This window comes from Microseira wollei NIES-4236, assembly GCF_020521235.1.
Lineage (GTDB): Bacteria > Cyanobacteriota > Cyanobacteriia > Cyanobacteriales > Aerosakkonemataceae > Microseira > Microseira wollei.
In genome coordinates this window covers 1-20,189 of record NZ_BLAY01000050.1, presented here as the reverse complement: position 1 = coordinate 20,189, position 20,189 = coordinate 1, and the positions used below count along the sequence as shown (strand labels likewise).

General features: G+C 44.3%; 23 protein-coding genes and 1 pseudogene. 13 read left to right on the top strand and 11 right to left on the bottom strand.

Features of this window, described 5'->3' with window-relative positions; translation table 11 throughout:
• The first annotated feature begins 425 nt into the window (after positions 1 to 425).
• Both MiSe_RS17765 and MiSe_RS17760 read left to right on the top strand, forming a co-directional pair.
• Positions 426 to 1,865, top strand: coding sequence for a RecQ family ATP-dependent DNA helicase (locus MiSe_RS17765; RefSeq protein ID WP_226582810.1), 1,440 nt, complete (start codon positions 426 to 428; stop codon positions 1,863 to 1,865).
• A 124-nt stretch (positions 1,866 to 1,989) separates the two neighbouring features.
• Entirely contained in the window at positions 1,990 to 2,571 is a 582-nt protein-coding gene (locus tag MiSe_RS17760) for a Uma2 family endonuclease (RefSeq protein ID WP_226582807.1), read from the top strand.
• Between the two features lie 237 nt (positions 2,572 to 2,808).
• On the opposite strand, the gene MiSe_RS17755 is transcribed toward MiSe_RS17760, so the two are convergent.
• Together MiSe_RS17755 and pheS are read right to left on the bottom strand one after the other, a co-directional pair.
• Positions 2,809 to 2,997, bottom strand: a complete 189-nt coding sequence (locus MiSe_RS17755) for a hypothetical protein (protein WP_226582804.1) — start codon at positions 2,995 to 2,997, stop codon at positions 2,809 to 2,811.
• Between the two features lie 246 nt (positions 2,998 to 3,243).
• On the bottom strand, positions 3,244 to 4,248 hold the full coding sequence (gene pheS, locus MiSe_RS17750; RefSeq protein WP_226582801.1) for a phenylalanine--tRNA ligase subunit alpha: 1,005 nt from the start codon (positions 4,246 to 4,248) through the stop codon (positions 3,244 to 3,246).
• 148 nt (positions 4,249 to 4,396) lie between these two features.
• Between pheS and surE the strand changes: the two genes are divergently transcribed.
• A complete protein-coding gene (surE, locus tag MiSe_RS17745) occupies positions 4,397 to 5,191 on the top strand; it encodes a 5'/3'-nucleotidase SurE (protein ID WP_226582798.1) in 795 nt (264 codons plus the stop codon).
• 54 nt (positions 5,192 to 5,245) lie between these two features.
• Positions 5,246 to 5,641, top strand: a complete 396-nt coding sequence (locus MiSe_RS17740) for a hypothetical protein (RefSeq protein ID WP_226582795.1) — start codon at positions 5,246 to 5,248, stop codon at positions 5,639 to 5,641.
• Positions 5,642 to 5,654: 13 nt separating this feature from the next.
• On the opposite strand, the pseudogene MiSe_RS17735 reads toward MiSe_RS17740, so the two are convergent.
• The 4 genes and pseudogenes from MiSe_RS17735 to hemJ form a co-directional block, all read right to left on the bottom strand.
• A pseudogene (locus tag MiSe_RS17735) lies at positions 5,655 to 5,912 on the bottom strand (ParE family toxin-like protein).
• The gene (locus MiSe_RS17730) at positions 5,909 to 6,109 is read right to left on the bottom strand and encodes a hypothetical protein (protein WP_444980514.1); all 201 of its coding nucleotides are present in this window, start codon (positions 6,107 to 6,109) and stop codon (positions 5,909 to 5,911) included. The pseudogene MiSe_RS17735 and the gene MiSe_RS17730 overlap by 4 nt, the downstream one beginning before the upstream one ends.
• 67 nt (positions 6,110 to 6,176) lie before the next feature.
• The gene (locus tag MiSe_RS17725) at positions 6,177 to 6,506 is read right to left on the bottom strand and encodes a DUF433 domain-containing protein (RefSeq protein WP_226582789.1); all 330 of its coding nucleotides are present in this window, start codon (positions 6,504 to 6,506) and stop codon (positions 6,177 to 6,179) included.
• 213 nt (positions 6,507 to 6,719) lie between these two features.
• Entirely contained in the window at positions 6,720 to 7,289 is a 570-nt protein-coding gene (gene hemJ / locus MiSe_RS17720; RefSeq protein WP_226582786.1) for a protoporphyrinogen oxidase HemJ, read from the bottom strand.
• Between the two features lie 139 nt (positions 7,290 to 7,428).
• Here hemJ and MiSe_RS17715 point away from each other — a divergent pair, with 139 nt between their 5' ends.
• The 3 genes from MiSe_RS17715 (at position 7,429) to MiSe_RS17705 (ending at position 10,146) form a co-directional block, all read left to right on the top strand.
• Complete coding sequence (locus tag MiSe_RS17715; protein WP_226582783.1) at positions 7,429 to 8,475, top strand: dipeptide epimerase; 1,047 nt, start codon at positions 7,429 to 7,431, stop codon at positions 8,473 to 8,475.
• 60 nt (positions 8,476 to 8,535) lie between these two features.
• Positions 8,536 to 9,015: an SRPBCC family protein gene (locus MiSe_RS17710; RefSeq protein ID WP_226582780.1), complete on the top strand. Its 480-nt coding sequence runs from the start codon at positions 8,536 to 8,538 to the stop codon at positions 9,013 to 9,015.
• A gap of 75 nt (positions 9,016 to 9,090) precedes the next feature.
• A complete protein-coding gene (locus MiSe_RS17705; RefSeq protein WP_226582777.1) occupies positions 9,091 to 10,146 on the top strand; it encodes an N-acetyltransferase DgcN family protein in 1,056 nt (351 codons plus the stop codon).
• Between the two features lie 24 nt (positions 10,147 to 10,170).
• Here the strand turns inward: MiSe_RS17705 and MiSe_RS17700 are convergent, their stop codons facing one another.
• A complete protein-coding gene (locus tag MiSe_RS17700) occupies positions 10,171 to 10,665 on the bottom strand; it encodes a hypothetical protein (RefSeq protein ID WP_226582774.1) in 495 nt (164 codons plus the stop codon).
• A gap of 9 nt (positions 10,666 to 10,674) precedes the next feature.
• On the opposite strand from MiSe_RS17700, the gene MiSe_RS17695 reads away from it, so the two are divergent.
• From MiSe_RS17695 to MiSe_RS17680, 4 genes are all read left to right on the top strand, one after another.
• Positions 10,675 to 13,137: a HEAT repeat domain-containing protein gene (locus tag MiSe_RS17695; RefSeq protein WP_226582771.1), complete on the top strand. Its 2,463-nt coding sequence runs from the start codon at positions 10,675 to 10,677 to the stop codon at positions 13,135 to 13,137.
• Positions 13,109 to 13,507, top strand: a complete 399-nt coding sequence (locus MiSe_RS17690; protein WP_307731451.1) for a HEAT repeat domain-containing protein — start codon at positions 13,109 to 13,111, stop codon at positions 13,505 to 13,507. The genes MiSe_RS17695 and MiSe_RS17690 overlap by 29 nt, the downstream gene beginning before the upstream one ends.
• A 203-nt stretch (positions 13,508 to 13,710) precedes the next feature.
• The gene (locus MiSe_RS17685) at positions 13,711 to 14,361 is read left to right on the top strand and encodes a metallophosphoesterase family protein (RefSeq protein WP_226582768.1); all 651 of its coding nucleotides are present in this window, start codon (positions 13,711 to 13,713) and stop codon (positions 14,359 to 14,361) included.
• An 11-nt stretch (positions 14,362 to 14,372) separates the two neighbouring features.
• Positions 14,373 to 14,879 carry a metallophosphoesterase family protein gene (locus MiSe_RS17680; RefSeq protein WP_226582765.1) on the top strand — a complete coding sequence of 169 codons (507 nt, stop codon included), beginning with the start codon at positions 14,373 to 14,375 and terminating at the stop codon, positions 14,877 to 14,879.
• A 493-nt stretch (positions 14,880 to 15,372) separates the two neighbouring features.
• Here the strand turns inward: MiSe_RS17680 and MiSe_RS17675 are convergent, their stop codons facing one another.
• The 3 genes from MiSe_RS17675 to MiSe_RS17665 all read right to left on the bottom strand — a co-directional run bounded on the left by MiSe_RS17675 (position 15,373) and on the right by MiSe_RS17665 (position 17,079).
• A complete protein-coding gene (locus MiSe_RS17675) occupies positions 15,373 to 15,549 on the bottom strand; it encodes a hypothetical protein (protein WP_226582762.1) in 177 nt (58 codons plus the stop codon).
• Between the two features lie 305 nt (positions 15,550 to 15,854).
• Positions 15,855 to 16,490, bottom strand: coding sequence for a hypothetical protein (locus MiSe_RS17670; protein WP_226582759.1), 636 nt, complete (start codon positions 16,488 to 16,490; stop codon positions 15,855 to 15,857).
• A 232-nt stretch (positions 16,491 to 16,722) separates the two neighbouring features.
• Complete coding sequence (locus MiSe_RS17665; RefSeq protein ID WP_226582743.1) at positions 16,723 to 17,079, bottom strand: hypothetical protein; 357 nt, start codon at positions 17,077 to 17,079, stop codon at positions 16,723 to 16,725.
• A 1,011-nt stretch (positions 17,080 to 18,090) separates the two neighbouring features.
• Between MiSe_RS17665 and MiSe_RS53850 the strand changes: the two genes are divergently transcribed.
• Positions 18,091 to 18,321 carry an antitoxin gene (locus tag MiSe_RS53850; protein ID WP_444980513.1) on the top strand — a complete coding sequence of 77 codons (231 nt, stop codon included), beginning with the start codon at positions 18,091 to 18,093 and terminating at the stop codon, positions 18,319 to 18,321.
• Entirely contained in the window at positions 18,318 to 18,719 is a 402-nt protein-coding gene (vapC, locus tag MiSe_RS17655; RefSeq protein WP_226582737.1) for a type II toxin-antitoxin system tRNA(fMet)-specific endonuclease VapC, read from the top strand. Before MiSe_RS53850 ends, vapC begins: the two co-directional genes overlap by 4 nt.
• A 405-nt stretch (positions 18,720 to 19,124) precedes the next feature.
• Here the strand turns inward: vapC and MiSe_RS17650 are convergent.
• Positions 19,125 to 20,189, bottom strand: a 1,065-nt coding sequence (locus MiSe_RS17650) for a vanadium-dependent haloperoxidase (protein ID WP_226582735.1), incomplete at its 5' end; no start/stop codon positions are given.

The window sequence follows — 20,189 nt, the reverse complement described above, 5'->3', positions numbered from 1 at the left end:
TATAATATCAGGTTTTTTTCAGGCAAGCAAGGGGCTTGACTTTTTTCCGTCTTTTGTTTACACTCATCTCATAATGGAGATGTTTGCGCCTCACACAAATTTTCATATATTCCCATTTTAAAATATAATATCAGGTTTTTTTCAGGCAAGCAAGGGGCTTGACTTTTTTCCGTCTTTTGTTTACACTCATCTCATAATGGAGATGTTTGCGCATAATATAAAAGTTTACATATTACCATTATAAGATATAATATCAAAAATTTTAAAGAAAAGCAAGGGGTGGGAATTTTTGATGATTTTTGGTAAAATAATCTTAAAATGGGAATATTGAGTTTTATAAAAATTTTGCACAGATTTCGAGTATGAGATAATTATAGCAAAAATTTGGGAACAATCAATATAACAACATATTACTTTAAACACTGATGCAGCGAGGGGAAAAAAGCTGGGAGGAAGTGCGCGCCGCGTTTGAAAGGATTTGGGGATATGAAGAATTTCGCGCGCCCCAAGGGGAAATAGTTCGCAGCTTGTTATCGGGGAAAGACGCATTGGTAGTGATGCCGACGGGTGGGGGAAAGTCGATTTGCTTTCAACTGCCGGCATTGTTGCAAAATGGCTTAACATTGGTGGTATCTCCCCTGGTGGCATTAATGGAAAATCAGGTGCAAGAATTGCGCCAGCGTGGGTTACCGGCGGGTTTGTTACATAGCGAACTGCCATCCTTAGAACGGAAGCAGACGCTATATAAAATAGAACAACAAAAGTTGAGGTTGTTATATCTTTCGCCAGAAACGTTACTGAGTGCGCCAGTGTGGGAAAGGTTATCGCAACCGCAGATAAAAATCAACGGCATAATTTTAGATGAAGCGCATTGTTTGGTGCAGTGGGGGGAGACATTTCGCCCTGCTTATAGAAGATTGGGGACGGTGCGTTCGGCTTTATTAAAGTCTAAGTCAGCGGGGACTTTAATAGCGATCGCAGCTTTCACCGCCACCGCCGACCCAGCGGCGCAAAAAACGATCCGGGATGTGCTGCAATTGCAACAACCAGAGGTGTTTAGACTCAACCCATATCGTCCGAATTTGCGGCTAAAAGTGCAAAGGGTTTGCACGCCGCGATCGCGCCGCCAACAGTTGCTAAAATTTATCCAAGCTCGACCTCAAAAATCAGGGTTAATTTACGTCCGCACGCGAAAAGATAGCGAAAATTTAGCCGCATGGTTGGGTAGATTGGGATATGCCACCGCAGCGTATCACGCGGGGTTAAGTCCAGAGGAAAGACGGGAAATAGAAGCATTTTGGTTAAATGGAAAAATGCAGTTTGTGGTTTGCACGTCTGCTTTTGGCATGGGGATAAATAAACCCGACGTTAGATGGGTAATTCACTTTCACGCGCCTTTATTATTATCGGAATATGTCCAAGAAATTGGACGAGCGGGAAGAGATGGGAATGCAGCGGATGCTTTTACTTTGGTAAGCGAACCGACTGGATGGTTAGATCCAGAAGATAAGCAAAGGCGACAGTATTTTGAGAATCAGATGCGCTCGCAACAACAAAAAGCCCAAAAACTGGCTAAAAAATTACCCAAAACCGGGGAAGTTGATGCAGTAGCGCGACAATTTTCTGAGGGGGCGATCGCATTGTCTCTCCTCCACAGTACCGGACAGCTAACCTGGCAAGATCCGTTTCATTACACGATCAATAATACTGCCAAAATGCCGACTTATAATCAACTCGACGCCGCGCAACAAATGGCGGAGTATCTCAATACTCGCGATTGTCGCTGGAAGTATTTATTACGCGCGTTTGGGTTTGGTTTAGAAGCGGAAAAAATGCGGTGTGGGTGTTGCGATCGCTGTAAGTAATTGCAGATTTTAGATAACAGAATTGCAGATTTGCCATTGGAAATTGCAGATTTTAGATTTTAGATGGCAGATTTGCAATTCTGTTATTTGAAATTCTAATGATGTCAGCATTGAGGTTACCCTTATGTCTCTCACTATTTCAGATTTGGAGAAACTGCAAGCAGAACATCCCGATTGGCGAATGGAATTAGTAGAAGGAAACATTTTAGTCAGGAGTCCAAGCGATTACCAATCAAGCGAAATTGCTACTGAGTTCGCCATACAGCTTTGCAATTGGGTAAGACCACGCAAGCTAGGACGAGTCACTGGTTCGAGTGCAGGCTTTATTTTACCTAGCCTTGAAGCTTCAAAAACGACAGAAAACGGGAATGAACCCAGGAATCTACCCACGCCTGATGTTTCATTTGTGCGTGCAGAAAGACTCAAAAAAACCCAGCGCGACTTTGTACAATTAGTGCCAGATTTAATGGTAGAGGTGAAGTCCAAAACCGACCGTATTAAGCCACTTGAAGCAAAAATTCAGCTATTTTTGCAACTGGGATCTACTGTCGGCATTCTCATCGACCCCGATCGATTAACGGTAACGGTTTATCGACTCAATCAAGATCCAGTCGTGTTGCAAAGCGGTGATATACTTACACTGCCAGAATTACTCCCTGGCTGGGAATTAGCCATATCAGATTTGTGGCCTCTTGAGTTTGATTAATGGGTAATGGCGTTCCCAGGCAGAGCCGTGGGAACGAGGGTAATGGGAAGAAAGATTTATTCTGTCGCTGTGCTAAGGCAAATGTACCGCGTACTTTGACAACAATTCCCTTTAATCTCCATAAAGCGAGAAACCAGTGGGGTTAGCGTAGCATGAGCTGGGCGATCGATCTTACTTTAGAAATAGGTATAACTACGCAAGAGCCTCCACTCGGTTGCTTTCTTAACCTCTTGCGGATTAATGCCACACTAGCGAGGCTTTAATTTGTCGAATGCGATCCAAGCGCGCCACCAGTACTTGATCGGCGGCTACCGAACCAGCGGCATATCCTTGCAAGTACTGAATGGCATTTGATTGTGGCTGATTTCCTCTGGTTGCGTCTTTATAGCCGAATTCAAAAAGCTGATGCACTGTTGAGGATGCCATAGAAATTACCTCACAAACTACCACAAAAAATTAATCTTTTATTTGGATTTGATACTACAGCTAAGAATAGAGGTTTAAAAACCGATCGACATAGATCGTTAACAAAATTATCACAACTCAATACTTATAGCAGTAAGCACTTCTCTATCTACAGACAGATGTAAATCGCTAATAGCTAATGGCTAATGGAAGAGTTGGAAAATATTCCTATAAGCAATTAGCAATTAGCAATTAGCGATTAGCCAATTAAAACTGGCGCAAAAACCGCAAATCGCTGCTATACAAACGGCGGATATCATCAATTTGGTGCAGCACCATTGCGAAGCGTTCTACGCCAAAACCGGCAGCGAATCCAGTGTAAACTTCTGCATCGTATCCTACGGCTTTTAGCACGTTTGGATCGACCATGCCGCAGCCCATGACTTCCAGCCATTTGCCGCGCCATTGTACGTCAACTTCTGCCGAAGGTTCGGTAAAGGGAAAATAACTGGCGCGGAAGCGGACGGGCAATTCATCGCCAAACATCTGTTGCAAAAATACCCGAATTGTGCCTTTGAGATCGGTAAAAGTCAGACCCTCATCGATGGCTAAAATTTCGATTTGGTGGAAAACTGCCGAGTGGGTAGCATCGACGGTATCGCGACGATATACTCGACCGGGCGCGACAATTCTAATGGGCGGATCGTTTTCTTCCATGTAGCGAATTTGGACGGAAGAAGTATGGGTGCGCAGCAAATTTCCATCCGGCAGGTAAAAAGTATCCTGCATATCGCGGGCGGGGTGATCGGCGGGGGTATTGAGTGCCTCAAAATTATAGTAATCGGTTTCCATTTCCGGGCCGGTGGCGACGGTGTAACCAAGACCGACAAAAATATCTAAAGCGCGGTCGATGGTACTATTGAGGGGATGCAACCGACCTTGGGGAAAGAAAACTCCCGGCATGGTGACATCGAGGGTTTCGGCTTCGAGTTGAGCTTGAATTTGGGCAACTTGTAAAGCTTCCCGCTTTTGTTCTAAAGCTGTTTGCAAAGCTTCTTTAACAACGTTGGCGACGGCGCCGATGCGAGGGCGTTGCTCCGGGGATAATTTACCCAAACCCCCTAAAATCTGGGACAGTTGACCTTTTTTACCCAGATAGGCGACGCGCAACTGTTCGATTTGATCTAAAGTGGCAGCAGAAGCGATCGCTTGTTGCCCTTGTTGCTTGAGTTCTTCTAGTTGTGCCTCTAAATCAGTAGGCTGATTTGTCATAAAATCAAAATTTTGGGGGCGCTATTTTAACAGTGGAGTCCCAATTTACCAGTTTAGACGAGAGATGCGCGATCGCAACGGAACGTTACTGCGGTATTTTAGGATGGCAAGATAATTAAGATGCCTAAATTGAAGCGTATAGGACTCAATGAAATTACTAATTAGTAACGATGACGGTATATTTGCCCCTGGTATTCGCGCCCTAGCCAATACCCTAGCCGAAGCAGGTCACGACATATCGGTAGTATGCCCGGATCGGGAGCGTTCTGCAACCGGACACGGCTTGACTCTGCACGACCCGATCCGCGCCGAGGTGGTAGAATCAGGTTTCCATCCAACTGTAAAAGCTTGGGCTTGTTCTGGGACGCCTTCTGACTGCGTCAAACTGGGATTGTGGGCATTATTGGATAGTAAACCCGATTATGTTCTGTCTGGCATTAACCAAGGTTCCAATTTAGGCACGGATGTTTTATACTCTGGTACTGTCTCGGCGGCGATGGAAGGAGTGATCGAAGGCATTCCCGGAATTGCGTTTAGTTTAACCAGTTTTGTCACCCGTGATTTTGCGGCGGCGGCGAAGTTTGCCAAACAACTGATGGAACAATTAGGCGAAAATCCCTTACCACAGTTGATGCTGCTTAATGTTAACGTACCGCCCGTACCTTGGGAAGCGATCGCCGGCGTCGCCATCACCCGCCAAGGCGTCCGCCGCTACTTCGATGTGTTTGAAAAACGCACCGATCCGCGCGGCAAAACCTATTATTGGTTAACCGGCGAATTGCAGGAAGAATTAGAACCCACACCCCATCCTTTCATACCGCCCGACATTGAAACCGACGTGCAAGCAATCCGCAATAATTACATTACCGTCACCCCCTTGCAATTTGACCTCACCTGTGCTGGTGGGATCAAAACCCTACAGTCCTGGAATTTCAGATTTTAGATTGCATTTAAATCTGCTTTTTCCCAATTACCAATTACCAATTACCAATTACCAATGCAACTCGAATTTGTACCTGTCGAAGAATTCTATTTTGCCCTGACCTTAGCCGTCAAAACCTTAGAAGATTTGGACAAACCCGGCTTGGCGGAAAAAGTGGGACAATGCTTGAAAGAGAAATTTGGGCAGCCTTCCACCGTCGCATCTGGCAAGCAAAATAATTTCAATTACGTATTTCGGGTTAAAGATGTAGATAATAGTCCCGCTTCTCAATTGGTTATTTCCATTGCAGATTGGCAGGGAAAATTGCGTTTGGGAAGCGACTATGGCTGGATGCTGGATGAAGAAAGAAAGCCAGCCAAAAGCGAGAAATTTGAACAACGGATGGAATTTTCAAAACAACTGCAATCTTATTTAGAAAATTGGTTGCAAATTCCATTTGAGGGTCATTAATAATTAGATGTTCTCAATACCCCAAAAGTTTGTCATATTCTGCATGTGAACCAATCCAAAACCAAACTATATCGGTATCCTGTGCTACAGCTAGCGCTCTATAGTGCAAACCGACTCGCACTGACCAAAATCGACCCACTTTTTTGAAATGCAGCGATGGATGCCGGGGATCTTGCTTAAGCAACTCGTAGCATCAATCTGCGAGTTCTTGAACATCACTCGGCAACTGTCGATAGTAGTACCAAAAATCTGGAGTTGCTCGATGTTTCACAAATCGGTACAACGTCCTTCTTTTAAATCTTGCAATGCTTTGTCAGCCAACGCATCTAACCTACCCGCAGCCACATCTGCTTCCAGCTGTCGATCCCAGATAGCTGCATCGAATTCTGTAAACCAGATACGGAAAGCAGCAAGATCTTCTGGTGATAATTGACTGACCGCACGTTCAATTTCTTGGAGAGTATTCACTTTCATAACAGCAAGCCTCTAACAATTGTGTTATCAAAGTTTTCATCTGCCAGCAATTTCAACATACTTACTGCATTGCCTTGCGAGCAAGTAGGCGATCGCGCCAGCCTTGAGGGTCAAATTTTGCCTCATTCATTTTACGAATCTCTTGGGCTTGTTGTTGCCTTTGCTGTAAATATGTTTCAACTTCCTGCTGATGATTGAGATAAAAAGCAATTGTGGCATATACATCAGCTAATTTTAGCGATGGAAAGCGATAGACGATTTCCTCTGCTGTTGCTCCTTGTTGGAATACATAAACCACAGTATCTAGGGGTACGCGGGTTTTACCGACAAGAACCACACCATCGGCGTTAACTCGTAATGGCGCAGGTTCCGCTGCAATTGTCAAAGTCATAAGCACTTGGGCTACTACTGTATTGATGATATTAACACCCAGATAACCGACTTCTCCAAGAAGTCGGTTATCTAACTCAAGTTGCTAGTTATGCTCATGGCTAATGGCTCATGGCTCATGGAGGATATTATTGTTGTGAGCTTCACATCATTCTCGCAAGCAATTAGCTATTAGCAACGCCCAAGTTTATAACTAGCAACTTGAGTTATCTAGCTATTCCTGAACTGCTTGCGTCAAGAGTTTTTCTTTATCCCGCTGACGTTTCTTAGCATAAAGCTGAATCGTTGCCGCCATCGCTACAATTAGGCCAAAAATCACCCAAGCAGTCAAATCCGTTGGTAAGTTATTTTTGAACACAGCCAGCATAACAATAACTACCAAAAGTAAAGTCGGTGCTTCATTTAAAGCTCGCAACTGCTTGCTAGTCCATTTACATTCATCTGCTGCCAACTTTTTCATCAGACGACTGCAATAATGATGATAGCCGAGTAAGACAACTACCAAGCCCAACTTGACATGAAGCCAACCGCTTTTTAAAATATCAGGCTCCACAGTCAATAAACCAATTGCCATCGCCACCGTCACCAGCATTCCTGGCGTGGTGATGATATTGTAGAGGCGTTTTTCCATAATCTGATATTGATTCTTAAGAATCGAGCGAGCGGGTTCTGGTTGTTCGTTCGCCTCTACGTGATAGATAAACAGACGCACTAGGTAAAATAACCCAGCGAACCAAACCACTACGCCAATGATGTGGAAAGCCTTAAACCAGAAATACGCCATGATTAGTGTTATCCTTCAATTCAAGTTGTTTTTGCTTACTTGGCTGATTCTACCAAGCGTTAGCACCGTTTGTAGTAGGCCGTTCGTAGTAGGCGCTTGAGCGCCGCTTCCCTCCTTACCACCCCTCTCACCCCATCTCATGCAAATTCATATTCAAACCTTTACAGTAAACAAACGTTTCGCTCTTACTATCAGTCGCGGCACCACTGCCCAATCTACAAATATATTGGTAATTATAGAACAAGAAGGAATTGAAGGAATTGGAGAAGCTTCCCCATTTTCTATCGGCGAAGCGCGACAAACTACAGAAACAATTGTCGCCGCGTTACAGCAAGTTGCTCCCATCTTGAAAAATTTTACCCCAACCGACAGGCAACAAATCGAGCAAATTTTGATAGACAATCAATTACCATCGGCTGCTCGTGCTGCTATTGATGTAGCCTTGCACGACTGGATGGGTAAAAAAGTCGGATTACCTTTATGGCAACTTTGGGGCTTAAATCACAACCAAATTGTGCCAACTTCTGTCACAATTGGCATTAACTCGCCGGAAAAAGCAACACAGCGCCTGCGAGATTGGTTTCAAGTCACAAAAGTGCGATTTTTGAAGGTAAAACTCGGCAGTCCCGATGGCATTGAAGCCGATAAAGCTATGCTAATGGCAGTGCTAGAATCAGCCCCAAATATTCCAACGAGCATCGATGCCAATGGCGGATGGACTCTTGACAATGCGGTAAAAATGTGCAATTGGTTAGCCGATTTAGGCGTTAAATATGTGGAACAACCCCTAGCAAAAGGCCAGGAAAAAGATTTACTCAAATTGAAAGAATCTTCACCGCTTCCCATCTTTGTTGATGAAAGCTGCTTCAGCAGCAAAGATATACCCCATCTGGCAAATTGTGTAGATGGAATTAATATAAAATTGATGAAATCGGGGGGTTTAACTGAAGCGATGCGGATGATTCATACAGCGCGTGCTTTTGGATTGCAAATCATGTTCGGTTGCTATTCCGATAGTACGCTTGCTAATACTGCCCTTTCCCACCTCTCGCCGCTAGCTGATTATTTAGATTTAGACAGTCATCTCAATCTAATTGATGACCCCTTCACGGGTGCATCGATGCAAGATGGATGTCTGATACCAAATGATTTACCAGGACTTGGAGTTAAAGGATTTAAGATTTAAGATTTAAGATTTAAGATTTAAGATTTGGGATTTGAGATTGACTTTAACCAAAAGGGAATAATGAAAGTACAGTCACAAGCATCGATTGCAATCAAAGCATCACCCGAACGAGTGTTTGACTTCGCCACAGCGGTTTATAATTTGCCAAAAGTATTTAAAGGCTATGGTGTAATTCCGGCAATTCTTAGTGCTGAAATTGTAGGGGGTGGTGAAATGCGGGAAGGGGTAATACGTCGAGTGACAAACTCTGATAATTCAGTCATTGACGAAGAAATTATTAAGCTGACGCGCCCGACAAAACAAACCTATAAAATGGTTAGTGGATTCAAGCCGCCCTTTTCATACTTGGTTCGCTACGGTGGGGGAGATTGGACGCTTACGTCGTCTAATGATTCGACAATCGTTACCTGGAAATTTTACTTTGAACTGACATCGGTCTTGGCTTACCCTATCATGGCTTTTATGATGTCGGCGCAGTTTCAAACGGCACAGCAAAGTTGTCTAGCTGAAATCAAAAAATATGTGGAAAATGTTGTATAACCAGGGGGCGGGTTTACAACAATTGTCGATTATGATTATATATGGTTGGTAAAACCCGCCCGTACACAACGGACTATGCTAAAAAATCACCAAAAAGTAGCTATCTTACTGCACGAGGGTATTCTTGGGCCTCAAGGCAAAACTGGGTTGACACTTTTACGCTATAGTGAAGCATCAATTGTAACGGTAATTGACCGCGAGTGCGCTGGTAAATCTTTGCCGGAATTAACTCGCATTCCGCGCGATGTTCCAATTGTTGCTTCGGTGACGGAAGCGCTAGCTTATGCACCCGATGTTCTGGCGATTGGGATTGCACCTTCTGGGGGTATTTTGCCAGAAGAATGGCAAGCGGAAATAAAAGAAGCAGTGGCGGCGGGGTTATCAATTGTCAACGGACTGCATACGCCAATGGCGAATAATCCGGGATTAAAAAGTTTGTTGAAAGAGGGACAATGGATTTGGGATGTGCGTCAAGAACCTGCGGGGTTAGGTGTAGGAAGTGCGTTGGCGCGCAAGCTTCCCTCTCTCCGCATTCTAACAGTCGGTACAGACATGGCTGTGGGTAAAATGTCCACTAGCTTAGAACTCCATAAAGCATCCCAAAAACGAGGGTTACGTTCCAAATTCCTGGGTACTGGACAAGCTGGTATTATGATATCCGGCGATGGCATACCTTTAGATGCAGTCCGGGTAGACTTCGCCGCTGGTGCAGTGGAACAGTTAGTAATGCGAAATGCAGATAATGAAATCCTATTTATTGAAGGACAAGGTTCCCTACTCCATCCAGGTTCAACTGCAACTTTACCTTTAATTCGAGGTTCGCAACCCACGCATTTGATATTAGTCCATCGCGCGGGACAATCTCACATCCGCAACCATCCCCAAGTGCCAATTCCACCTTTACCAGAAGCGATTAAATTATACGAAAGTGTAGCAAGTGCGGCGGGTGCATTTAAACCGGCAAAAGTAGCCGCGATCGCTCTCAATACCGGACACTTAGATGATACTGCCGCCATTGGTGCGCTCGCGCAAATCCAAGCCGAAACAAATCTACCCTGCACCGATCCAGTCAGGTTTGGTGCTGAGGTATTATTAGATGCGGTAATAGCTAATAGCATTTTGAACAATTAGCAATTAGCAATTAGCAATTACCAATTACTTCAAAAACCCCGGTGCGATCGCCGCCATTACCAACAAAAACCCTATTTGCAAAACGTAAGTTACATACACGGTGGGATTGAACAATCCATCCCAAAGGTAACCTTGGCGCTTGGGAATCAAACTGCGTTTTAAAGTACGCGACCAACCTCCGTAAATTCCCGGAGAACAATAACCACAATTAATCAAAATTGTTTCAATTTCGGCGACGCGGGGATAGAAACCGCGTTGGAAGTGTTTCCACTGACTTTCTAGTATCCAAAAAAACAAGGGTATTGAACAGCCAATTGTAGCGCGAGCGCTAATTTTCATCTGTAACATCAGCGCCAAAACCCCTGCCGTGCCGCTAATTCCCAGCGCTTTAATCGCCCAAATCTGCTTATTGTAATCCTCAATCGTGTTTTGCCGGAAAAAGTATTCCTTTTCCAGCATATTTAGCTCAAATTCCGTCATGGACTGATTTTCGAGTTTAGCAAGTGATGGATTAGACATAGTGCCGGGGTGAGGTTACTAAAGGACAAGGGGAGGAGGAGACGCTCTGACGCGGGGAAAGAGGACAAGGGGAGGAGGAGACGCTCTGACGCGGGGAATGTTTGTAGACAACTCGACCTGTCGCCGCGTCTCCCTTTCTCGGCGTCCTCGCAAGCGTCAGAGCGCCGAATTCCGGTCTTGGTGCAATTGCGCTACTACCAGACTTCGATTTCTGACTTAATTCGCAGCTTTTTGAAACAGCACGGATTGCTTTTAGAGTTACCAGAGATTGAAAGACTGTTATTTGAGCGGCAATTTCTGCTTTTAGTCGATGGTTTGAACGAGTTGCCTTCCGAGGCAGCGCGGCGAGATTTATCCAGGTTTCGGCGCGAAAACACCACCACGCCGATGGTTTTCACCACGCGGGATTTTGGCGTGGGGGGCGACTTAGACATTGGCAAAAAGTTGGAAATGCTGCCGCTGACCGGAACACAGATGCGCGAATTTGTCAACAAGTATCTGCCAGATGGGGGCGAGCAGATGCTGCGGCAATTGGGCAAGCGCTTGCGGGAGTTTGGGCAAACGCCGCTGCCTTTAATGATGCTGTGTTCGCTGTTTCGCGCCACGGGAGTTGTGCCTTCTAACCTGGGTTTGGTGTTTCGCCAGTTTACCCAGAAACTCAAGCAGGATGCCCCGGTAATGGATGAGTCGCGGCGCTGGTGGCAGCCGTTGTTGCAGCATTTAGCGTTTAAAATGACCCAGGGACACAAACAAACTGAGTTGCAATTGGCAATTCCCAGGCAAGAAGCTGAAGAAATTATGACCGCGTTTCTGCGGGATGAACAGTTTGATAAACCCAGAGATCGTGCCATTTCTCGACTTGAAGATTTACTCAAGCATCACTTAATTCAACTGGGGGTAGACAATCAAATTGAGTTTCAGCACCCCCTAATTCAGGAATATTACACCGCCGAAAGTTTGCTGGAAAAATTACCCCATCTCAGCGATGAGGAGTTGAAACGGGAATACCTAAATTATCTGAAATGGACGGAACCTTTAGCGCTGATGTTGGAGTTGGTAAACGAACAACAGCAGGCGTTGCGAGTGGTGAATTTAGCAATTGATGTGGACTTGCAGCTAGGGGCAAGATTGGCAGGTGCGGCAAAACCAGAGTTTCAAACAGCAACAGTTGGGTTAATTACCCAAATGGAAATTCCGCTACCAATCAAGATGCGGTTATTAGCCAAAACCCGCTCCGATCTGGCAATTGGGACTTTTGTACAAGCATTAAAACATCCAGAAGCCCATATTTGTAAGTGGGCGGCAGAGGCGCTTGCTGCTATTGGTACGGAGACGGCGGTAGCAGCTTTGGTACAGGTATTAAAACATCCAGAACCGGATGTTTCCAGGCGGGCGGCGGAGGCGTTAGCTGCTATTGGCAGCGAAGCGGCGGTGGCGGCGTTGGTGCAAGCGATGAAGCATCCTGATTCCGATCTTCGCAGAAGTGTGGCATATGCGATCGCCAACATCGGCACTGAAGCATCGGTTACCGCTTTAGTACAAGCTTTAAATGATGGAGATTATGTAGTGCGCGGAATTGCCGCTGAAGCATTAGGAAATATCGGCACCGAAGCAGCAACGGAAACTCTCCTACCCGCTTTAGCTCACCAAGATTATATTGTTCGCAGAAGCGTCGCGACAGCATTAGGAAAAATTGGTAATGCCGCCGCTGTCGAAGCTCTCGTTCAAGCTTTAAACGATGAAGATTCTGACCTGCGCGTCAGCGTCGTTGCCACCCTGGGAAAAATCGGTAATACCGCCGCTGTAAATGCCCTACTTGAAGCTTTAAACGATGAAGATTATATGGTGCGTTGGAGTGCGGCAGAAGCATTAGGAAAAATCGGCAATCCCGCCGCTGTTGCAGCTTTGCTACCAGCATTGAAAGATGAAGATTCCGATGTTCGCAACAGTGCGGCAGATGCCTTAGCAAATATCGGCAATGCTGCCGCTGTAGATGCCCTAGTACAAGGTTTGAAAGACGAAGAATATTATGTGCGTTGGAGTGCCGCAGATGCATTAACCAATATCAATAAGGCAACCGCAGTTGAGCCGCTACTCGATGCTTTAAACGATGAAGATTCTTATGTTCGCAGCATCGCCGCCGAATCATTAGGAAATATTGGCAACGATGGGGCAACGGCGGCGCTACTTTATGCTTTAAACGATGAAGATTATGTCGTGGGTTGGAGTGTAGCCGAGGCATTAGGCAAAATCGGCTCTCAGGCAGCAGTTTCATCGCTGATTTTGGCTTTAAACGATGAAGATGATTACGTTCGCAGTAGTGCGGCAGAGGCATTAGGAAAAATCGCCAATCCTGCCGCAGTTCAATCCCTGCTTTTGGTATTAAAAGATGAAAATGCTAACGTTCGCAGTAAGGCGGCGGAAGCGTTAGGAAAAATCGCCAATCCAGCATGTTCAATCGCTGCTTTTTAGTTTAAAGGATGAAGATGCTGATGTTCGCAAAAGTGCGACTTATGCTTTGGGAAAAATTGGCGATGCTTCGGCGGTAGAATCGCTGCTTTCTAGTTTAAAAGATGAAAATACTGATGTTCGCAGAAATGCCACTTATGCTTTGGGAAAAATCGGCAATACCGCAGCGGCTGAAGCCTTGCTTTATGCTTTAAACGACCCCAATTATAATATTCGCATAACTGTCGTCGCAGCGTTAGGAGAAATCGGTAATACAGCGGCGGTGCAAGCTTTATTCTACGCTTTACGGGATGAAAGCATCGAAGTGCGTAAAAGCGTAGCGTATGCGTTAGGAAAAATCGACAATGCAGCGGCAGTTGAAGTGCTTAGCTAACGCAAGTTGCTAGTTATAAACAAGGGCGTTGCTAATTGCTAATTGCTAATTGCTAAGCTTGGATTTTTACCAATCTCGCCATTAGCCTCGTGACCACGGCAGAGCCTAGTAACGCCATTAGCCGCTCCCAGAGAGATAACTAGCAACTTGAGTTAGCTATGCATTGTCAGATGAAAATTTTCACGTTCGTAGGAGTGCAGCTTATGCGTTATAAAAATTATCCTGTTCAGAAATATTACCTCGTTCTGAGCGAGCTTCTTCTAACTACAGAAGAAATTTATTGGCTCGATACCATTGCAGCAATTCAAGAGCGCTGCAATTTTTACAATCACAATCTCACCCAAATCTATCTTACAATAGAAGAGTCAGCAGATATGCCAACCGTCCAAACTATTTCTGTCCCCAAATCCGTCATTCTTCACCTTAGCGATCTCCACTTTGGCACCCTCGCCGATGCGAATAATTGGTACGGCACCCTCGCTGACGATTTAAACGATTTGTCATCGGAACTCGATTTCAATCAAATCGATGCCTTAATTATTTCCGGCGATGTTGCCAATCGCTCGACGGAAGAAGAATACCATGCTGCGGAAAAGTTTATCACCCAATTGGCTGGGGAATTTCGGATCAAGCGATCGCACATCATTATCGTTCCCGGAAACCACGACCTCAATTGGGATTTGGGCGACAAAGCTTATGAGAAATGCCGCGAAAATGGCAGATTAGTTTTAAAATGCAATCCCGAGTTACACCAAGATTTGACAACTTCAGAAACTTATATCAAGCTATCAGAATGGAATCTTATCCCTTGGAGTACGAACATCAAGGAATTGTGTATCACATGCCCTAGCTAAAAATATTAGTTTTGGGACTAAATTCTTCTTGGCAATTAGATAGTAATGAAACCAAAGAAGCTAGCATTCATCCCGATTATATCACCTACGCGCTGAATAAAATTCGCGACAATCAAGACTTCTATGAAGGCTTTTTGAAGATGGCTGTTTGGCATCATCCTTTATCGAGTCCCTATGAAGATAGAATTAAAGATCATGGCTTTATGGAACGTTTAGCAAAAGGAGGTTTCCGCTTTGCGCTGCACGGACATGTCCACAAATCTGATAAGAGTCTTTACAGCTATGATGTCAGTGCAGGAGGACGCAAACTTAATATTATCGGTGCTGGGACTTTTGGCGCCCCCGTGCGCGAGTGGACGCCCGGATTTCCCCTGCAATACAATCTGATGAAAGTAGAAGATAATAAGATGACGGTTTATACTCGTCGTCGCGAAGAACTTAACGGCGCTTGGAAACCGGATGCACGTTGGGAAGGCGTCGCACCTTATCCGTTGCCTTATTATGAAATGACGATCTGATTTTAGATTTCAGATTGCAGATTTCAGATTTGTTAGGAGTGACGTAGGTGTAACAGTTTTTGGTCAATTTTTAGGTTTGTAAAATACATAAACCGCCCCAGATTTGGGGCGGCTTTTTTTATTGCGTGGGTAGCCGCACTGGAGGCAGAGTTATATCATGTCGTTAAGATTACCCATAATTAGCAGCCGGGACACGGCAAGATCAACGTTATCTGTTTATCCGATATATCTCTGATGCCGTGTCCCTACGCAACAACTCTGTGAGTTTTTTTTATTATGGGCAATGAGCGCGGACATCATATTAGCCAAGGTGCAATATCTGAGTAAAATCACATCTTGCACCAGAGCCAACAGAAATAAATTTCACACCTGAAAGCTAAAACCCGTTGAAACGGGTTAAAACCCGATCGTAGTTAGCTTTAGCTCACTTAAGCTTTCAGCCCCAAATTTATTTGGAGGCTGTTTATCGGGTAGGTGCAAGATGTGAATAAAATCACTTAGGCTCTTTTTTCTGTTTCTGCTCTTGGAGCCAGTTCTGGATTAATTCAGTCAGAACCTCGCCCATTGTGCGGTCAATCGCAGTACAGGCAACCTTGAACTCTCGCTTGAGTTCTTGTGGAACATACCCGTTTAGCTCAACCATCCCCTCTGGTTTTCTCGTTGCCATCATTACCTCAAAAGCTTTGTTCTATATGTATTTCACCTTAGCGAGGTAACTGGATTCAAGTTAAAAACAATAAATGGGTTGCGCGGTCAAAGGGTAAATGGTATAATAGGTCAAAAAATTAAAAATGCTAGGGGCACGGCATCTTAAAGGTTATCTGTTCCGGCAAGATATCTCGGATGTTCCCTACTAATTACAGGGCGAGCGCTAAAACATCTCTAAAAAAAAATATGGCAGATTTACAAAGTTTTTGAAGTTGAGCGCGATCGCTAAAAATGGTTGGGGGAAAGGGAGCGATAGCGCATCTTTTGTCACTGTAAAGTAATTATCAGCCCACCTTCAATTACCTTACCACAAACACTTTCTAGACTTTGCTCAAACAACTCGCTAATTTCCTGTTGCATTGTCTCAAGACTACTGGCAACTTCATCCGGCCGACAATTAATAATTATGTGGTGGATATCTAGGTTTTCTAACTCTTGACGTATTGTGGGTATAAGTCGGCGATGAACAAACTCGTTAATGGCTGTTTCTAAACCATCTTGAATTTTAGGATAGCCATAAACAAAATCAGATATCTGGTTTTCTCCACTGACTACTGCCAGTTGATATTCGCCTTCCCGAAGAGCTAGCATTCCATTTTCTACACCAACAACAAACTGTTTAGAGAATTCTCCCCGCTTGGGCATCCAATTTTGTAAGGGTGGGAACTTTTCCCTGAATCTGAAATTCCAATTGCCCTTAATTTTAAATTTATTTTCAGTTGATTCAAGGAGCATTCGAGTTACATCAACTTCCTGAAACCAAGTTCGTTTGATAGCCAAAGCTTCTCCATTAATCGCCAGATTTTCAGGGGTATGAATTATTTTTTTAATCAGCCTTTCCAAGTATGAATTTGGTAAGTATACAGTAGCTGTTGAGTGAGCCTTATCTATATCTACATACATTTTTGGGTATTGTGTAACAGCACCCAAGGTAATTAACTTAGGATAGGCTTCGACTAGGGAGTTTGTAGGAATAATGAAGGCTGCTCTGCATAAGACACTACGGTAACGACACTCACCAGACCGTCCTTTAAGTAACTTATTGACGTGAGGTATTTCTGGAAAAGCTCAACAGTTTTGTTGAGCTTATCATTTTTCTTTGGATTGTCAGTTGGCAAATTAACTCTTGATGGATCTAGTTCATCCCATTGTGAGATGAAATTGGAATATTCTGTTGAATAATGGCATAACCCTTTGCTCTGGATAAAATATCTAGCGGAACTGTTGCTTGCCAAGTTTCAGTTCGATCGCTCCGACCTATCCATGTACCATCAACACCATATCTGTGTGGCTCAGTCTGCCAAATTGCAAACCCTTTTTCATCGATTATTGCGATGAAAACACAACCGGTAAAGCCCGCCATCTTAACATTAGTCCAGATTCGAGTGGTAGCATACAGATTACCATTCGAGTTGATGGTAAACGAGGTGTTCATATGACCACCTCCTACATCATCATACTGTTCTCCATTGACGGGAAAAGAAATCCCCATATCTGTATTACTCCCGCATCAGGATCATCAGTCATTAATTAATACTTTAAACAAGCAATTCCGAGATATACTTAACATTTATTAGCTGTTTTATTAGCAATTTTTTCCAGTAGTTTATTAGTTTTGTTAGGTCAGACCACCTGAAACCTTGTCCCATCAGGCTTTGCTCCAGGTTGACCGCCAAAAAGATACGGACTTACAACGGTTTTCAATTGGGTCAGGACTTACGCACGACGAGCGTATCACCTTTGTTTCTGTGTAGATCTCTAGTTGCCAAACCAACGATTTTTCATAGAAACTTTGGTGTTTGCGTAAGTCCTATGGGTGTAACACAGGCAGTTGTAAGGCTGTCGGTTGAATCCCTGTCAGGAGTCAATCAAGCTCAAAACCCGATCTAACTAACTTCTCAGGGGTTGTCATCCCATCCGGAAAATCAGGTCTAATTTTTAAGAATAGTTTAAAAAAACCTGCATTTATTGAATTTTTCTTAAAACAGTACATAAAACTCGCGTCAATTACTGATAGTATGTCAATACTTACGTAGATATAAATGTAAATAACTTGGTTCCGGGGTAGCAGCTATCACTTTCTTTCCTATCGCCACAGAAGACTTTACCCCTAAATATGGCATTTTCCCAACTCCTAACATCACAGTCAGAAAAGTTTCCAGAAGCGGCTAATAGCTGGAATCTCTCACAACTTTACAAGGATTTAACAGCAGCAAAGCGACTGTATACGGAAATTCAAACACAACAACTGACACCCCAAGAACAAGCCTATCTTCGTGGAATACTTTGCGGTCAAAGTCCTCCGGAAATTGCTAAAGTACTCCACCGAGATATCAAGGGATTGAGAGTAGACTTATCGAGAGGACTGTATCGCTATATTGAAACTCTCACCCAGAAGCGACCTAGAAATTGGAAAGAAGTTCCAGTTATACTAGAAAATGCTGGCTACAAGCAAAAGGCAAATGTAGAGATAGATAATATAGTACAGATAGAGAGGTCAAAAATGGAAACAGTTAAATTATTGATGAATGGTGATAATCAATCGGTCATCTTGCCTAAAGAATTTCAGCTCCAAGGTAGTGAAGTTTATATCAAAAAAATTGGCGGCGTCATTGTTCTGATTCCCAAAGAAAATCCTTGGCAAGCTTTGTTTGATAGTTTAAGCCTATTCTCTGAAGAATTCATGGAAACCAGAGAACAACCGATTATAGAAATTCGAGAGGCATTGGAATGAGGTTTTTACTGGATACGAATATTTGCATCTATATCATCAAACAGAAGCCTGCCAAAGTTTTAGCAAAATTCCAAACCCTCAACCTATCTGATATCGGGGTTTCATCCATAACGGTGGCAGAACTAGAATATGGTGCTTATAAAAGCCAACTTTTAACGGAAAATAGGGCTGCCTTGAGTCAATTTTTAATTCCTCTAGAAGTCTTGCCATTTGATGAAAGAGCAACCCAGACTTATGGACAAATTAGATCCGAATTGGAACGCAGGGGTATTGCAATCGGCTCGATGGATATGTTAATCGCATCTCAAGCAATCAGCCTTGGTCTGATTCTAGTTACAAATAATGTGAGAGAGTTGTCACGAATTCCAGGGTTAATTTTGGAAAATTGGGCAGATTAAAAGGCGTAGGGACAGGGCGATCGCTCTTCGCCAACCTTTCCGGTTGAATTAAGTAGGTGAGTATAACTAAATTGAACAAGAGGCGGGCAGAATGCCCACCCCACAAGAATTTCAGACTTGTGGGGTGGGCATTCTGCCCGCCCCACACTTGCATAACTATTTTCACTTTATTTACTTGTACCTACTTAGGAGCGATCGCGAGCATGTCAGGAATGCAAATCTATGCCAACACCCACCAAGGGTGCGGCTATACAAACGAAGCCCGCGAAGGCGGGCTAAAGCATTTAAAGCCTGCTCTGGCAGGCTTTGTTTGTGTAGCGACACCATGCGCGGGTGTCGGCTTTAGGGTGTCGGCTACTCTCGTTGACATCTTCCCTTTGCGATCGCAAGTTCTCAAATTACCAACTACACTGGCTGAGCAATGTTATTAACTACGTAGTTGGCGATCGCTTGACCAGTTGCAACCGCATCAACAATAGCTTCTCGGACGTGAACTCCACCGTACAAGCGACTAATCGCATCTTCAAACCCAGCTTGATTAAAGCTGCTAAACGTCCTTGTCGTACCGATTAACTCTTGAGACACGGCAGTAAACTCGTAATTATCGCCAAAAAAGTCTGTCATCACCGTACCGAAAGCACCCCCAAAGGTTGAGTGACCGGAGATGTAATCGGGGAAGGGGGGAGTTGGTAATAGTGACTGCCAATTTGGGTCGGGGATGGTGTCAGGACGACTGTCTGTTGCAGCGAGTGGCGCTACAGGTAATCCAGTCACTTCATCAATTCGACCGGCAATAACATCATTCGGTCTAGGTTGAAAATAGGTGTATTTGGCATCCCAAGCAGTAATCGCAGAATCAGCTAACGCCACGCTTAGTTGCAAGAACAGACGAGCATTTTCAGCAATAGTATTACCCTCGCGCACCGCTGTTTCTTGGGCAATTTGGATCAACTGACCGTATGGTCTGAAAGTATCGGGGCGATCGTATGCCCAGAAATACGTCAATTCAGTTTGGTCTGGGGTTCGATTTAAGGTCGTCGTCGCGGTATTTTGCTTACCCCCAACCTTCCGAACTTCTTCAATTTCTTGTGCATATTGATCGCTGTTGAACCTAGTGTTGAAGATGGGAGCAAATGTATCGCTGTCAGGAACTGCAAAGGGAATTGCATCCTCGCCATAACCTGCACCCAGCGCATAATTGTTGGGCGGATCGACGTGCCAAACATAGTCACCAGCAGGAGGAGTGTAAGGATAACCCAGATCCGGATCGGTGACGCTTAGCGCCGTCGCTTGGGGGGATGCCATTACCGCTTGAGCAATCGAACGCCCAAAATCAAAGCCGAGGGCTGACAACAGTGACAAAAAATCTGCCCAAATCTCCCTAAATCTCTGCAAAACCTGACTGATTGTAAAGATTTGCGAAGATTTAGGCCGACCAAACCAAGCAAAGCTCATAATTACACTCAACAG

What these genes read in the sequence shown, in the direction of transcription:
- MiSe_RS17765 (WP_226582810.1), top strand. Translation starts at nt 426, where the DNA reads ATGCAGCGAGGGGAAAAAAGCTGGGAGGAAGTGCGCGCCGCGTTTGAA.
- MiSe_RS17760 (WP_226582807.1), top strand. Translation starts at nt 1,990, where the DNA reads ATGTCTCTCACTATTTCAGATTTGGAGAAACTGCAAGCAGAACATCCC.
- MiSe_RS17755 (WP_226582804.1), bottom strand. Translation starts at nt 2,997, where the DNA reads ATGGCATCCTCAACAGTGCATCAGCTTTTTGAATTCGGCTATAAAGAC.
- pheS (WP_226582801.1), bottom strand. Translation starts at nt 4,248, where the DNA reads ATGACAAATCAGCCTACTGATTTAGAGGCACAACTAGAAGAACTCAAG.
- surE (WP_226582798.1), top strand. Translation starts at nt 4,397, where the DNA reads ATGAAATTACTAATTAGTAACGATGACGGTATATTTGCCCCTGGTATT.
- MiSe_RS17740 (WP_226582795.1), top strand. Translation starts at nt 5,246, where the DNA reads ATGCAACTCGAATTTGTACCTGTCGAAGAATTCTATTTTGCCCTGACC.
- MiSe_RS17725 (WP_226582789.1), bottom strand. Translation starts at nt 6,506, where the DNA reads ATGACTTTGACAATTGCAGCGGAACCTGCGCCATTACGAGTTAACGCC.
- hemJ (WP_226582786.1), bottom strand. Translation starts at nt 7,289, where the DNA reads ATGGCGTATTTCTGGTTTAAGGCTTTCCACATCATTGGCGTAGTGGTT.
- MiSe_RS17715 (WP_226582783.1), top strand. Translation starts at nt 7,429, where the DNA reads ATGCAAATTCATATTCAAACCTTTACAGTAAACAAACGTTTCGCTCTT.
- MiSe_RS17710 (WP_226582780.1), top strand. Translation starts at nt 8,536, where the DNA reads ATGAAAGTACAGTCACAAGCATCGATTGCAATCAAAGCATCACCCGAA.
- MiSe_RS17705 (WP_226582777.1), top strand. Translation starts at nt 9,091, where the DNA reads ATGCTAAAAAATCACCAAAAAGTAGCTATCTTACTGCACGAGGGTATT.
- MiSe_RS17700 (WP_226582774.1), bottom strand. Translation starts at nt 10,665, where the DNA reads ATGTCTAATCCATCACTTGCTAAACTCGAAAATCAGTCCATGACGGAA.
- MiSe_RS17685 (WP_226582768.1), top strand. Translation starts at nt 13,711, where the DNA reads ATGCGTTATAAAAATTATCCTGTTCAGAAATATTACCTCGTTCTGAGC.
- MiSe_RS17675 (WP_226582762.1), bottom strand. Translation starts at nt 15,549, where the DNA reads ATGATGGCAACGAGAAAACCAGAGGGGATGGTTGAGCTAAACGGGTAT.
- MiSe_RS17670 (WP_226582759.1), bottom strand. Translation starts at nt 16,490, where the DNA reads ATGTATGTAGATATAGATAAGGCTCACTCAACAGCTACTGTATACTTA.
- MiSe_RS17665 (WP_226582743.1), bottom strand. Translation starts at nt 17,079, where the DNA reads ATGGGGATTTCTTTTCCCGTCAATGGAGAACAGTATGATGATGTAGGA.
- MiSe_RS53850 (WP_444980513.1), top strand. Translation starts at nt 18,091, where the DNA reads ATGGAAACAGTTAAATTATTGATGAATGGTGATAATCAATCGGTCATC.
- vapC (WP_226582737.1), top strand. Translation starts at nt 18,318, where the DNA reads ATGAGGTTTTTACTGGATACGAATATTTGCATCTATATCATCAAACAG.